General features: G+C 70.9%; 11 protein-coding genes, 4 tRNA genes and 1 riboswitch. Of the genes, 3 read left to right on the top strand and 12 right to left on the bottom strand.

Annotated features, from left to right (window positions below):
- Positions 1-21: 21 nt before the first annotated feature.
- The 8 genes from ribD to P8S73_RS01785 all read right to left on the bottom strand — a co-directional run bounded on the left by ribD (position 22) and on the right by P8S73_RS01785 (position 7,888).
- Positions 22-1,272, bottom strand: coding sequence for a bifunctional diaminohydroxyphosphoribosylaminopyrimidine deaminase/5-amino-6-(5-phosphoribosylamino)uracil reductase RibD (gene ribD, locus P8S73_RS01750; RefSeq protein ID WP_224764861.1), 1,251 nt, complete (start codon positions 1,270-1,272; stop codon positions 22-24).
- Between the two features lie 251 nt (positions 1,273-1,523).
- A complete protein-coding gene (gene pnuC, locus P8S73_RS01755) occupies positions 1,524-2,231 on the bottom strand; it encodes a nicotinamide riboside transporter PnuC (protein WP_035884946.1) in 708 nt (235 codons plus the stop codon).
- Positions 2,232-2,372: 141 nt separating this feature from the next.
- Positions 2,373-2,545, bottom strand: a riboswitch (FMN riboswitch).
- Between the two features lie 65 nt (positions 2,546-2,610).
- Positions 2,611-3,276: a ribulose-phosphate 3-epimerase gene (gene rpe, locus P8S73_RS01760; RefSeq protein WP_059281241.1), complete on the bottom strand. Its 666-nt coding sequence runs from the start codon at positions 3,274-3,276 to the stop codon at positions 2,611-2,613.
- Positions 3,277-3,332: 56 nt separating this feature from the next.
- Positions 3,333-5,093 (bottom strand): RsmB/NOP family class I SAM-dependent RNA methyltransferase, encoded by a 1,761-nt coding sequence (locus P8S73_RS01765; protein WP_039101235.1) that lies wholly within the window; start codon positions 5,091-5,093, stop codon positions 3,333-3,335.
- The gene (gene fmt, locus P8S73_RS01770; protein ID WP_396350556.1) at positions 5,090-6,013 is read right to left on the bottom strand and encodes a methionyl-tRNA formyltransferase; all 924 of its coding nucleotides are present in this window, start codon (positions 6,011-6,013) and stop codon (positions 5,090-5,092) included. Before fmt ends, P8S73_RS01765 begins: the two co-directional genes overlap by 4 nt.
- An 11-nt stretch (positions 6,014-6,024) precedes the next feature.
- Positions 6,025-6,750, bottom strand: a complete 726-nt coding sequence (def, locus tag P8S73_RS01775; RefSeq protein WP_396350461.1) for a peptide deformylase — start codon at positions 6,748-6,750, stop codon at positions 6,025-6,027.
- 48 nt (positions 6,751-6,798) lie between these two features.
- On the bottom strand, positions 6,799-7,716 hold the full coding sequence (locus tag P8S73_RS01780) for a cytochrome (RefSeq protein ID WP_396350462.1): 918 nt from the start codon (positions 7,714-7,716) through the stop codon (positions 6,799-6,801).
- A 100-nt stretch (positions 7,717-7,816) separates the two neighbouring features.
- Positions 7,817-7,888 (bottom strand) — tRNA-Val (locus P8S73_RS01785).
- 265 nt (positions 7,889-8,153) lie between these two features.
- On the opposite strand from P8S73_RS01785, the gene P8S73_RS01790 reads away from it, so the two are divergent.
- From P8S73_RS01790 to P8S73_RS01800, 3 genes are all read left to right on the top strand, one after another.
- Positions 8,154-8,226, top strand: a tRNA-Gly gene (locus P8S73_RS01790).
- Positions 8,227-8,283: 57 nt separating this feature from the next.
- A tRNA-Cys gene (locus tag P8S73_RS01795) sits at positions 8,284-8,354 on the top strand.
- 36 nt (positions 8,355-8,390) lie between these two features.
- A tRNA-Val gene (locus P8S73_RS01800) sits at positions 8,391-8,465 on the top strand.
- A gap of 127 nt (positions 8,466-8,592) precedes the next feature.
- Here P8S73_RS01800 and P8S73_RS01805 read toward each other — a convergent pair.
- From P8S73_RS01805 to nrdH, 4 genes are all read right to left on the bottom strand, one after another.
- Entirely contained in the window at positions 8,593-9,549 is a 957-nt protein-coding gene (locus P8S73_RS01805) for an ornithine cyclodeaminase family protein (protein ID WP_059281239.1), read from the bottom strand.
- 170 nt (positions 9,550-9,719) lie between these two features.
- Positions 9,720-11,879 carry a class 1b ribonucleoside-diphosphate reductase subunit alpha gene (gene nrdE / locus P8S73_RS01810; protein ID WP_059281238.1) on the bottom strand — a complete coding sequence of 720 codons (2,160 nt, stop codon included), beginning with the start codon at positions 11,877-11,879 and terminating at the stop codon, positions 9,720-9,722.
- Positions 11,876-12,370 carry a class Ib ribonucleoside-diphosphate reductase assembly flavoprotein NrdI gene (nrdI, locus tag P8S73_RS01815; protein ID WP_223110383.1) on the bottom strand — a complete coding sequence of 165 codons (495 nt, stop codon included), beginning with the start codon at positions 12,368-12,370 and terminating at the stop codon, positions 11,876-11,878. Before nrdI ends, nrdE begins: the two co-directional genes overlap by 4 nt.
- A gap of 372 nt (positions 12,371-12,742) precedes the next feature.
- Complete coding sequence (gene nrdH, locus P8S73_RS01820) at positions 12,743-12,979, bottom strand: glutaredoxin-like protein NrdH (protein WP_019309058.1); 237 nt, start codon at positions 12,977-12,979, stop codon at positions 12,743-12,745.
- Positions 12,980-13,207 lie beyond the last annotated feature (228 nt).

Here is a 13,207-nt window from a genome sequence, read left to right on the forward strand (position 1 = left end):
GAGGCCGTCAGCGCGGGGCCCTCATGACGGTGCCGGGCGCAGGTGCCACCGCAGGTCCTCCCCCACGGCCCCCACTGCACCGTCCGGCACCCCCACGGGATCACCGCGCCACGACGACGCCGCCGCGAGCGTCTCGATGCCCAGCCCGGCCACCGAGGACGCGCCCGCGCCCAGCAGCAGGGGTGCCTGGTACAGCCACAGCTCGTCCACGAGATCCGCCGCGAGGAAGGCCGCCGCCACGGTGGGACCGCCCTCCACCAGGACGTGAGCCGCTCCCCGGTCCCGCAGGCGGGTGAGCGCCTCGCGGGGGTCGTGGGTGTCCAGGTGGACGAATCGGCCGTCGGCCCCCTCGGCCGGGGCCCCGGAGGCGGCGGCTCCGGTCACAGGGGCTCCAATCACAGGGGCTCTGGTCACGTGGGCATCCACCCCCGGCGCAGGGGCGCCGGTCCCAGCAGCGCCAGGCCCAGGGCCGCTGGCCTCCGGCGCAGGGGCGCCGGGCACAGGCACGCCGGACCCGGAGGCTCCGAGCTCTGGCACCGGGCCGCCGGGCCCCGGTGCGGGAACGACCTGCGCGGTTCCGCCACGGATCCGGGCCGCCTCCGGCACCGGTCGGGTGGACATCACCGCGCGCAGGGGCTGCCTGGCGCAGAGCTGTCCTGCGGCGGTGCGCGCCGTGAGCGAGGGGTCGTCGCTGCGCAGCGTCCCCCCGCCCACGAGGACCGCGTCCACGCGGGTGCGCAGGTGGTGGCCCTCCGCGCGGGCCGGAGCGCCCGTGATCCACTGGCTCGTGCCGTCCGCGGCGGCCACGCGGCCGTCGATGCTCTGGGCGATCTTCAGGCTCACGAACGGGCGACGCTGCTGCTGGGCGCGCAGCCAGCGCTCGTTCAGCTCCAGCGCCTCGGCCGCGAGCAGCCCCTCCCGGACCTCGACGCCGTGCTCCCGCAACCACGCGGCACCGCCGCGCGCCGCGTCCGTGGTGTCGGCCACGGCGTGCACCACCCGGCCGATTCCGGCACGCAGGATGGCCTTCGTGCACGGCCCCGTGCGGCCCGTGTGGTGGCACGGTTCGAGCGTCACGAGCAGGGTGGTGTCCTGCAGCGGGGTCCCCGCCTCCCGCGCGGCGTCCAGGACGGCGACCTCGGCGTGGGCGGTCCCGGCGCCCCGGTGGTGCCCCACGTGCAGGACCTCGCCCTCGACGGACAGCAGCGCGGCGCCCACCACCGGGTTGGCGCCCCGCACCCCGCGCGCCGCAGCAGTCAGTGCCGCGCGCATCGCGGCCGTCTCCGCGGCGGTGAATCCCCGTTCCGGGCATCGGCCGGCCGCGGGGTCCGACGTCGCGGGGGCGCCTGCAGCGTGCGGTGACGTGTGCGCGCGAGCCGGGAGTCCGGCGTCGTCGTACGCATCGGGTCCTGCCGCCGGGAGATCGGGGGCACCCGCCGCGCTCGATGGCACGCGTGTGGGGTGCGGGAGTCCCGCGTCGTCGTGGGCGTGGGGGTCTGCCGCCGGGAGGTCGGGGACGCCCGTCACGACCGGTCGTCCCCGACCGAGAGGTGCAGGTCCGGGAACCCGGTGCCGATGGTGGCCGCCTTGCGCTGGCGCGTGTTGACGCGCCACCACACGAAGAAGCCCGCCAGGGTGAAGCCGCCGTAGACCAGGTACATGATCCCCGAGGCGTAGTAGCCCGCGGAGAACAGCAGGGGCACGCCCACGATGTCCACCGCCACCCAGAAGAGCCAGAACTCGACCCAGCCCTTGGCCATCCCCCACGTGGCGAGCAGGGAACCCATGAAGATCCAGGCGTCCGCCCACACGGGCTCGTAGGACCCCAGGGCGCGGAAGATGGGCGTGAGCACGGCAGTGCCCAGCAGCAGGGCGGCGACCAGGAGCAGGCGCTGACGGGTGCCGGCCCACTGCGGGGTCACGGCCTCCTGCGAGGCGCCCCGCGAGCGGTGCCACTGCACCCACCCGAAGACGGACACCGCGATGAACATGACCTGGCGTCCGGCCTGCCCCAGCAGGTTCACGGGATTGGGGGTCTCGAAGACCGCGCCCAGGAACACCGTGAGAAGGATGGCGTTGCCCACGATCCCCACGGGCCAGGCCCACACCTTGCGGCGCATCCCGCCCACGGCGGACAGCAGGCCGAACACGTTGCCGATCACTTCACGCCACAGGATGAAGCCGTCCCCCACGCGCAACTGCGCGTCGAACAACCAACGCAGGACCTCCACGGTGTCTCCTCTCACCCGCCACGAATCGGTGGTTCCGGGGAGCAGGAGCACGCCCACGGTCGAGACCGTGCGGCGGACGGCACCACGACAACGCCCAGGGCGACCCACCCAGGACAGGGTGCGCCGCGGGACCGCGGTGCCCACGTGTGCCTACCATCCAGACTGTACTGTCGGCACCGGAATTCCACCGGTTCGGCCGTTCACTCCGTGGCCGCGATCCCGACCCTCGGAGGGGCCCGGCACCACGGTCACGGTGTTCACGGTTCGCGGACTGTCACCGCCGGTTCGGAATTGCACCGACCCCGGAACACGTTGCTGGGCACAGTATGCCACGCACCTCCGACGCCACGGGCACGGGAGGTGGGGCTCGGCTCACCCGTCAGCCCATGTGGGGACGCGCGGTCTCCCGGAGGGCGGCGATCGCCGCGGCGGGGTCCTCCTTGCCGTACACGGCGGATCCCGCGACGAAGGTGTCGGCGCCCGCCTCGGCGGCGCGCACGATCGTCTCCTCGGTGATCCCACCGTCCACCTGCAGCGCCACGGTGCCCCCGTGGCTGCGCAGTGCCTGGGCCGCGCGGCGGATCTTGGGCAGGGTCACGTCCAGGAACGTCTGGCCGCCGAAGCCCGGCTCCACGGTCATCACGAGCAGCATGTCGAGCTCGGGGAACAGGTCGAGGTACGGCTCGATCGGGGTGGCCGGACGCACCGCGAGACCCGCCTTCGCGCCCGCGGAGCGCAGCTCCCGGGCCAGCTTGACCGGGGCCGTGGCGGCCTCCGCGTGGAACGTCACGGACGCGCACCCGGCCTCCGCGTAGGCGGGAGCCCAGCGGTCCGGGTCCTCGATCATCAGGTGCAGGTCCAGCGGCACCGGCGAGACCGCCTGCAGCCGCTCGACCACGGGCAGCCCCAGGGTGAGGTTGGGGACGAAGTGGTTGTCCATCACGTCCACGTGCGCGGCATCCGCCGTGCTGATGCGCTGCAGCTCCTCGCCCAGACGGGAGAAGTCCGCGGAGAGGATGGACGGGTGGATGTCGCAGCGGGTCATGGGTTCCTCCTGGGGGAAGCGGTCTGGCGAGGGCGGTGGACAGCAGCGGTCCGGGGTCAGGCCGTGCGGCGCAGCGCGACCATGTACATCGCGTCCGTGCCGTGCACGTGCGGCCACAGCTGGACGCTCGTGCCACCACCGGGAAGTTCGTGGCGCACGGAGCGCGCGTCCTCCAGGGCACCCGGCAGGGCCGCCTCGACGGCCAGCGCGGCGGTGTCCAGGACCTGCACGTCCGTGCGCTTCTCCAGCAGGTCCTGGAGGACGTCGTGGGTCTCTGCGGTGTGCGGGGAGCACGTGGCGTACAGCACCACGCCGCCGGGGCGGGCGGCCGCCACCGCGGCGTCGAGCAGCTCGCGCTGGATTCCGGCGAGGTTCGCCACGTCGGACGGGGTGCGCCGCCAGCGGGCCTCCGGGCGGCGGCGCAGCGCACCCAGTCCGGTGCACGGGACGTCCACGAGCACGCGGTCGAACGCGGCCTGGTGCACCTCCGGGAGCTGCCGCGCGTCCCCGGTGCGCACCTCCCAGGCCTCACGCGGCACGGGCTGCAGCGCCTGGCGCACGAGGTCGCTGCGGTGCTCGCTGACCTCGTTGGCCAGCAAGGAGGCGCCCTGCTGGTGCGCGAGCGCCGCGAGCAGCGCGGCCTTGCCGCCGGGACCGGCGCAGAAGTCGGCCCAGCGACCGGAGTCCTCCGCGACCTCGGCACGGGCCAGCACACGGGCCACGAGCTGCGAGCCCGCGTCCTGGACACGCACCACTCCTTCGCGGGCGCCGGGCACACGGTGGACGTCTCCCCCGCCGCTGACGGCGCTGCCGGGTACGAGATCCCCGGGTTTGGCTCCGTCCTCCAGCGCGGGCTCGAGCGAGCCGAGGCCCGGCAGTGCCACGAGGTGCACGCGCGGCGCGTCGTTGTCGGCGGCCAGCAGATCCGTGATCTCCTCGGGGTCCCGCCCGTTGGCCCGCAGCGCACGGCGCAGCGCACGGATCTCCCACACGGGGTGCGCGTAGCGGATGCTCATGCGACGCCACTCGTCCGGCTGCTCGCTCTCGAGGGCCTCGAGCCACTCCTCCTGGGTGCGCCGGGCCACCTTGCGCAGCACCGCGTTGACGAGCCCGGCCGGGCCCTGCCCGACCTCACCGCGCACCAGCCCCACGGTGGCGTCCAGGGCCGCGTGGTCGGGCACGCGCATGGCCAGCAGCTGGTGGGCACCCAGCCGCAGGGCGTCCAGCACCGCGGGATCCAGCTGCTCCAGGGGGCGGTCCACGCAGCCGGCCAGAACGGCGTCCCACGTACCGCTCCAGCGCATGGTGCCGTAGGCCAGTTCCGTGGCGAACGCGGCGTCCCGCTTGTCGAGGCGCAGCTCCCGCACCAGACCGGGCAGCACCAGGTTGCCGTAGGCGTCCTCGGAGTTCACCGCGCGCAGCGCCCGGAATGCCGCCAGCCGCGCCGGATCGGAGTGGCGACGCCGCTGGCCCGGGGCCTGCGCGGAGTAGGACCGTTCGTGCTGGGCACGCCGGTTGCGCTCGTGGCCCTTGGCGTTGCGGCGGGAGCTACCCGGCTCCGACCCGCCCTGTCCCTCACGGTTCGGGCGGTCGCCGGGGCGGCCCGCGGAGCCGGTCGCTCCGCCACGCCGGTCCCCCGGTCCGCTCCGCGGGTTCCCGGCCCGAACCTGGTCGGTGCCGCCGCGGGAGCGGAAGGAGTCCCGCGCCGCCCGGGGGCCGTCCTCACGGCCGCCGGAGCCGCCTCGACCGGCCCGTCCTGGACGGTCCCGGCCGCCCTCCTGCCCACCCTGTCCGTGGGTGCTGCGGTCCTGACTCATACGAACGCCACCTGTTCCATGTGCTGCTTGCCACGGGCCCAGTCCAGGGCTGCCATGGACTTCTTGCCTGCGGGCTGCACGCGGGTCAGTTCCACCGCGTAGGACCCGGTCCCGGCGAAGACCTGCCGGTCCCGAATCTCCACGTGACCCGGGGTGATCCCCGTGACCTGGGGAGCCGGCACCACGCGTTCGACCTTGACGCGCTGGCCGTCGAACTCCGTCCACGCCCCGGGCTCCGGGGTGACGCCGCGGACGTGGTGCGCCACCACCACGGCAGGCTGTGACCACGTGATCCGGGCGTCCGGGCCGGTGAGCTTGGGCGCCGCGCTGGCCTCTCCGCGCTGAGGCTCCGGGTGGAGGGCACCCGAGGCCACCCCCAGCAGGGACTCGGCGAGCAGCGGGGCCCCTGTGTGCGCGAGCCGGTCCAGGACGGTGCCGGCGGTGTCCTCCTCGGAGACCTCGTCCGTGAGGGTTCCCACCACGGGGCCGGTGTCCATCCCCTGGTCCAGCACGAACGTGGAGGCGCCCACCACGCGGTCCCCCGCCATCAGTGCTCGCTGGACGGGGGCCGCCCCGCGCCACTGCGGGAGCAGGGAGAAGTGCAGGTTGATCCAGCCGTGCTCGAACACGTCCAGCGCGGCCTGCGGCAGGAGCGCGCCGTAGGCCACGACGGCGGCAATGCTCGCGCCCGTGGCCCGCAGGGCGTCATGCAGCTCCGGGCCCACCCGGTTGGCCTTGAGCACGGGAAGGTCCAGTTCCTCGGCCCGGCGCGCCACTGCAGACGGCGTCATGGTCTTCTTCCGACCCACGGGGGCGTCCTCCCGGGTCAGCACGGCCACCACCTGCAGCCGGGGATCCTCGTGCAGCGCCTCCAGGGGCGGGACCGCGGTGTCCGGGGTGCCCGCGTAGAGCACCTTCAACGGTTCCTGGCTCATCGGATTCCTCCCGCCCGGTGGAAGGCACTGGCTCCGCGGGCGTCGTCAGGGTGGGAGGCGGAGGACGAGCGGGCGAACGCGGAACCCCGCGCGGCGGCGTCGTGCTCCGGGCCGGTTGCGGAACCGCGGGCCGTGCGGAACGCAGCGGCACCAGAGGCCTGGGAGGAGGCGCCGGGAGCCACACCCCGGGCGCCGCGCTGCTCGTCCCGCTCCCGCGCAATCCGCTCGGCCGTGGCGCGGAACGCGTCGCTGCGCAGCTGCCTCATGGCGTCCTTGCGCTCCTCCCCCTCCAGGCGGTCGACGTACAGCTGGCCGAAGAGGTGGTCGGTCTCGTGCTGGAAGCAGCGGGCCAGCAGTCCCGTGGCCTCGCGGTGGACGGGATTGCCGTGCATGTCCACGCCCGTGATCGTGGCACTGTCCCTGCGGGGGGTCTCGTACGAGAGGCCCGGCACGGACAGGCAGCCCTCGCCGCCCTCCTGCGGCTCGTCCCCCACGCTCAGCCGCGGGTTGACCACGTGGCCCTCGTCCCCGTGAATGCCCCACGTGAAGACCTGCAGCCCCACGCCCACCTGGGGGGCGGCGAGACCCACCCCGCCCACGGCGTACATGGTCTCGAGCATGTCCCGCACGAGCGTCCGGAGGGACTCGTCGAACTCCGTGACCTCCTGGGCGGGGGTCCGCAGCACCGGGTCCCCGATGGTGCGGATGCGCAGAATACTCACCGTGTGATGCTCTCCTCGCGAGGGTGGGGTGGATGTGAACAGCTCGTCTCAGTCTACGGCGGGCCCGGCCACGGTCCGGGTCTCCGGGGCCGCGCCCCCTGCCACCCGGCCCGTGGGCTGACCCTCGAGCGGCGGCGGGGCGATGCTGCGCAGCTGTGGGCCCGCCGCGTCCAGCTGGGCGGACCGCGCCCAGACCTTGGCCAGGGCGCAGAACTTGTACCAGTGCGCCGGCAGGTGCTCGGCCACCGCCTGCACGGTCAGCGCCTCGGTCTCCCCAATGGCCACGGCCATGAGCACCTCGGCATCCCCGTACGCCCAGGGCTCCCACTGCCCGGCGGCGGCGTCCACCAGGGACTCCTCCGCCTTGAGCCCGGCAACCAGCTGGGTCACGACCTTGGGATCCGGTGCCTTCACACGCCCGGTGCGGTCCGTCCCCTTGGTCTTGTAGTCGATCAGGCACACCTTGCCGCCGATCCGCGCCACCAGGTCCAGGGTCCCGGCATAGCCCACCGTGGAGTTCCACACGGTGATCTCCGCCGCGAGCGGCTCCGGGCGGTAGAGCTGCCACCACTGGTCCGCACTGTCCGCGAACCGTGCCTCGTGGTGCTCCTCCAGGTCCGCACGGGCCCGCTCCACCTGGTGGTCCCGGCCCATGGCACGCAGCGCGAGCTGCTCGCAGTAGTCGTGCACGCGGTCCCCCCGCTGCGCGGCCCGGTCCCTGTGCCGTTCAGCGGCCTTCGCGGCGTGGTTGACCAGGGCACGGCGGCGTCGGGAGTCCCGCAGTGCGTCCGGCAGCTGCGGGTCCGCGGCGAGGGCCTGGGCCGCGCTGTAGCCGTACCAGCCGCCCAGGTCGTTGGCCTCGCAGCCGATGATCGTGGTGATGGACGGAACCTCCAGGTCCCCGCCCTCCCTGCGCGCGTACATGCGACCGGTGGGCGTGGACTGGGCCAAACGGGGTTGCGTCATGGGCCCAGCGTAGGAACGGGCGCAGACACGGACACGGCGCGAACACAGCGCGGACACGAAAAACCCGGCCCCTCCCGGGACCGGGTTTCTCGTCGTTCCGTGCGCGATACTGGGATCGAACCAGTGACCTCTTCGGTGTGAACGAAGCGCGCTACCGCTGCGCCAATCGCGCTTGCAACGTTGAAGACTCTAGAACACATGATCCGCGATCGGCAAATCCACTTCCCTCCCCCGCGTGGCCCGCGGCCGGCGACGGCGATTTGCCCGGACCCGGGCGTGTGGGTAATGTTCTTCCTCGTTGGCAACGCCCCGCAGGCCAGGCCCACCGGATGGAAACACCCGGAAGTCGCAGCAAGCGGGTAGCGCGAAAACCTGTGATACAGTTTCCGCTCGGAAGAACGGAGAACCGCAGACCAGGTTTCCGATTGACCGACAATGCGGACGTAGCTCAGCTGGTAGAGCATCACCTTGCCATGGTGAGGGTCGCGGGTTCGACTCCCGTCGTCCGCTCGCAGTTTTCGACCCTGGTCGAGACCTGAGACCTTGTCCTCCAAGGATCTGGTCCCCGGTGGGGTGGCCGAGTGGTTAGGCAGCGGCCTGCAAAGCCGTCAACGCGGGTTCGAATCCCGTCTCCACCTCGGTGCAACCACCTCGTTCAATACATTGAACATTGAGCGCGATTGGCGCAGCGGTAGCGCGCTTCCCTGACACGGAAGAGGTCACTGGTTCGATCCCAGTATCGCGCACCAGGAACAACCCCGGAACTCTGGTTCCGGGGTTTTCTCATGTCCGGGCACTGCCCCGTCACGTCCCTGGTGCGCGTGGGTTCTGGCGCTCCCGTCGGGCGTGGCATTGAGGGCCGCGCCCGGATGGGAGTCACGGCGTGTCTGCGGCCTCCAGCACACCGGCCGCCACTGCGAGGTCCTGCCAGCTCATCCCCACGCACTTGAACACGCGGGGCCGGTCCTCGGCCACGGCTGCGCGTCCCGCGACCACGTCCGCGAGCGGCACGAGCGCCTCCTCCGCCAGCGCCCCGTGGGCCACGGCCTGGATCACGTCCCCCGCCTCCCGCAACGCCGTCCCGCGGTCCTCCACGACCACCTGGGCGCGGGCCATCAGCGCGTCGTCCAGCTCCCGGGCTCCGGGCTCGTGGGAGCCCATGGCGACGACGCACGCCGAGTCCCGAACCAGCGTCCCGTCGAACAGCGGCTGGGACGCGGAGGTCGCACACACCACGAGGTCCGCCGAGCCCACCTCGTCCGCGTTACCCGCACGGGCCGTCAGCCCGAGGGACCGCGCGTGCTCGACGGCCGCATCAACCTTCTCCGGGGACCGCCCGCACACGACCACCTCGTCCAGAGCCCTCACGTCCGCGAACGCCTCGATGTGGGACAGTGCCTGCGGGCCCGTGCCGAACACCATCAGGGTGCGGGCGTCCGGGGTTGCCAGGTGGTCGGCGGCCAGTGCGGAGATCGCGGGCGTGCGCAGCGTGGTGAGCGCGTTGCCCTCCATCATGGCGCGCACGGTGAGGGTGGCGGTGTTCAGCAGCAGATAGGTTGCCTGGATCCGTGGCAGGCCCCGTTGCGGATTCCCCGGGGAGACCGAGGCCACCTTGATGCCGCTCCACGGTCCCAGCACGGAGGGCATGAGCAGCATGTGGCCCTCCCCCGCCGGCACGTTGTCGCGGGCCGGATCCTCCTCGGGGCGGAAGCCGTCCTGCAGCGTCTGGGCCAGCAGCTGACGGGCGCGCCGTGGGCTCACGGCGTCGAGGATCTGCCGGGCGGTGAACCACTGCGGTGCGCTCTCCGAGGTGCTCGGCTGGGGCTGGGTCATGCGTGGATCCTCCTGACGTGGCGGGACGGGCGGGCACGCACTCGGCGAGCCCGGGGACGCCGCTGCCCCGCACGACCGGTTGGTCCAACGGGGCAGCGGAGCAGGGTGAGGCACGTGCGGGACGTCACGCGGCGGCGTCGTGCCCCGTGCTCATGGACGAGAACGGCGCGTCACAGCATGCAGGACACGCAGCCCTCGACCTCGGTGCCCTCGAGCGCGAGCTGGCGGATCCGCGAATAGTACATGGTCTTGATGCCCTTGCGCCACGCGTAGATCTGGGCGCGGTTGATGTCACGCGTGGTGGCGGTGTCCTTGAAGAACAGCGTCAGCGACAGGCCCTGGTCCACGTGCTGGGTGGCCGCGGCGTACGTGTCGATGATCTTCTCGTAGCCGATCTCGTACGCGTCCTGGAAGTACTCCAGGTTCTCGTTGTCCATGAAGGGCGCCGGGTAGTAGACGCGGCCCAGCTTGCCCTCCTTGCGGATCTCGATGCGCGAGGCGATCGGGTGGATGGAGGACGTGGAGTTGTTGATGTAGGAGATGGAACCCGTGGGCGGCACGGCCTGCAGGTTCTGGTTGTACATCCCGTCCGCCATGACCTTCTCGCGCAGCCGCTTCCAGTCCTCGACCGTGGGCAGCGTGATCCCGGCCTGTGCGAACAGCTCCCGCACCCGCTGCGTGGCCGGCTCCCACGCGCGGTCGGTGTACTTGTCGAAGTACGTGCCGTTGGCGTAGTCGGACTTCTCGAAGCCCACGAAGGACTCCCCACGCTCCTTGGCGATCAGGTTGGACGCGCGGATGGCGTGGTAGGTCACCGCGTAGAAGTACATGTCGGTGAAGTCCACACCCTCCTCCGAGCCGTAGAAGATGTGCTCGTTGGCCAGGTAGCCGTGCAGGTTCATCTGCCCCAGACCCACCGCGTGGGACATCTGGTTGCCGCGCCGGATCGAGGGGACAGAGTCGATGTTGGACATGTCCGAGACCGCGGTCAGACCCCGGATGGCGGTCTCGATCGTGGCGCCGAAGTCCTCGGACTCCATGGCCATCGCGATGTTCATCGACCCCAGGTTGCAGGAGATGTCCTTGCCCACCTCGGCGTACGTGAGGTCCTCGTTGTACGTGGAGGGCTCGGAGACCTGCAGGATCTCGGAGCACAGGTTGGACATGATGATCTTGCCGTCGATCGGGTTGGCCCGGTTCACGGTGTCCTCGAACATGATGTACGGGTAGCCGGACTCGAACTGCACCTCCGCCACGGTCTGGAAGAACTCGCGGGCGTTGATCTTTCGCTTGGTGATGCGGGAGTCGTCCACCATCTCGTGGTACTTCTCGCTCACGTTCACGTCCGCGAAGGGCACGCCGTAGATGCGCTCCACGTCGTACGGGGAGAACAGGTACATGTCCTGGTTGTTCTTGGCCAGCTCGAACGTGATGTCCGGGATGACCACGCCCAGGGAGAGGGTCTTGATGCGGATCTTCTCGTCCGCGTTCTCCCGCTTGGTGTCCAGGAAGTTGAGGATGTCCGGGTGGTGCGCGTGCAGGTACACCGCACCGGCGCCCTGGCGAGCGCCCAGCTGGTTCGCGTAGGAGAAGGAGTCCTCGAGCAGCTTCATCACGGGGATCACGCCCGAGGACTGGTTCTCGATCATCTTGATCGGAGCACCCGACTCGCGCAGGTTGCTCAGCGCGAACGCCACACCACCGCCGCGCTTGGACAGCTGCAGCGCCGAGTTGATGTTCCGCCCGATCGACTCCATGTTGTCCTCGAAGCGCACCAGGAAGCACGAGACGAGCTCGCCGCGCTGCTTCTTGCCCGCGTTGAGGAACGTGGGCGTGGCCGGCTGGAAGCGCCCGGAGATGATCTCCGCCACGAGCCGCTCGGCCAGGGCCTCGTCCCCGTCCGCGAGGTACAGCGACACCATCACCACGCGGTCCTCGAACCGCTCCAGGTAGCGCTGACCGTCGAAGGTCTTCAGCGTGTAGGACGTGTAGAACTTGAACGCCCCCAGGAAGGTCTGGAAGCGGAACTTGTAGCCGTACGCCTGCTTGGACAGCTTCTTGACGAACTCGAAGCTGTACTTGTCCAGCACCTCGGCCTCGTAGTACTGGTGGTCCACCAGGTACTTGAGCTTCTCCTCGAGGTCGTGGAAGAACACGGTGTTCTTGTTGACGTGCTGCAGGAAGTACTGCCGCGCCGCCTGCCGGTCCGCCTCGAACTGGATGCGGCCCTCGGCGTCGTAGAGGTTCAGCAGGGCGTTGAGCTCGTGGTAGCCCAGACCCCGGTACTGCTCCGGGCAGGTGGGGTCCTCGTGGCCGGGCTCGACGCTCACTCCCGGGGTTGCGTGAATGCTTGCCAAAACTCTTCCAATCCTTGGGTGACTTTTTCGACGTCCTCGTCCGTGCCCATCAGCTCGAACTTGTAGAGCAGAGGGACCTGGCACTTGGCGGCCACCTTCTCCGCAGCCACGCAGAACAGCGGGCCGAAGTTGGTGTTGCCCGCACCGAGCACACCTGTGAGGTGCTGACGGGACGGGGCGTCGTTGAGGAACTTGACGACTTGCGGGGGAACGGACCCCGCTCCCCCGGGGCGTCCGTAGCTGGGCACTGCCAGCACGTACGGCTCCGTGATGCGGGGAGCAGGCTCAGAGGTCTTGAGGGGCAACCGGACGGATCGCACCGGAAGCTTGGCGATGAACCGGTCGGTGTTGCGTGTGACGGAGGAGAAGTACACCACCAGGGGTGCGTCCTCGTCCGCCACGATCGGAATGCGATGACGTTCCCGCTCCTGCGCCTGAGCGAGAACCGAGGCCAGTGCGCTCATGCCGGGTCACTTCGATTCTTCGGGGGTGTTGTGTGATGGTTCCGATACGGGGCATCGGCGGTGCCCCGGGGACCTGGCCCGGAGGCGCCGGCCCGGGAGGCCGACCGGTCCGGATTCGTCTCCGGTCCGGATTCGTCTCCGGTTCGGGTCTGTGCTCTCGGAGATGCTCTCCGCCCCGGGTGGGCCCGAAGTCGCCGCCGGCCGGGGAGACGGGCCACCCGGTGACCCTCCTCCGCGAGCGTTCTCCACCGGGAGCGTCGTTCGCAGGGGCCGGGGTTCGTGCCGGGGACGCCCCCTGATCCCGCCCGGTGCCCTGATCCCGCCCGGTCCTGCGCGGGTGGCGGAACCATGGTCTCCCGCGGCGCCGTGCGCTCAGGCGGAGAGCAGCAGAGCCAGGGAGTTGATCTTGTCCGGGCGGAAGCCGGACCAGTGGTCCGAGCCGGTCTCCACGACGGGCACCTGCTGGTAGCCCAGACCCACCACGTGGTCGTACGCGGCGGAGTCCTCGGTGACATCCACCACCGTGTAGTCGATGCCCTTCTTGGTGAGGGCGCGGTAGGTAGCGTTGCACTGGACGCACGACGGCTTGGAATACACGGTGATTGACATAGCCCATTCTCCTTGCGGGAAGTACCGATTTCTCCGGCGCTTCCGAAGCCTCGCGGTGGGTGACCGGGGCGGTGCGCCAGACGGTGGAACATCTGGATCAATACTACATCTAGTGTCGCGCGTGGGTAGGGCACCCAACATGATGTGGTCGCGTGTTCCACAGGGGCACCCGGGTTTTCCCCCGGCTTGTCCACAGGACACGAGCTCCGGGACCGCGTGATCACGCGG

The organism is Kocuria sp. ChxB, from assembly GCF_044359605.1.
Classification (GTDB): Bacteria; Actinomycetota; Actinomycetes; order Actinomycetales; family Micrococcaceae; genus Kocuria; species Kocuria rhizophila.

Bases quoted from the DNA above. Each gene is read 5' to 3' on its own strand.
- nrdH (WP_019309058.1), bottom strand. From the start codon at position 12,979: ATGTCAATCACCGTGTATTCCAAGCCGTCGTGCGTCCAGTGCAACGCT.
- rpe (WP_059281241.1), bottom strand. From the start codon at position 3,276: ATGACCCGCTGCGACATCCACCCGTCCATCCTCTCCGCGGACTTCTCC.
- P8S73_RS01805 (WP_059281239.1), bottom strand. From the start codon at position 9,549: ATGACCCAGCCCCAGCCGAGCACCTCGGAGAGCGCACCGCAGTGGTTC.
- P8S73_RS01765 (WP_039101235.1), bottom strand. From the start codon at position 5,093: ATGAGTCAGGACCGCAGCACCCACGGACAGGGTGGGCAGGAGGGCGGC.
- P8S73_RS01780 (WP_396350462.1), bottom strand. From the start codon at position 7,716: ATGACGCAACCCCGTTTGGCCCAGTCCACGCCCACCGGTCGCATGTAC.
- ribD (WP_224764861.1), bottom strand. From the start codon at position 1,272: ATGCGCGCGGCACTGACTGCTGCGGCGCGCGGGGTGCGGGGCGCCAAC.
- nrdI (WP_223110383.1), bottom strand. From the start codon at position 12,370: ATGAGCGCACTGGCCTCGGTTCTCGCTCAGGCGCAGGAGCGGGAACGT.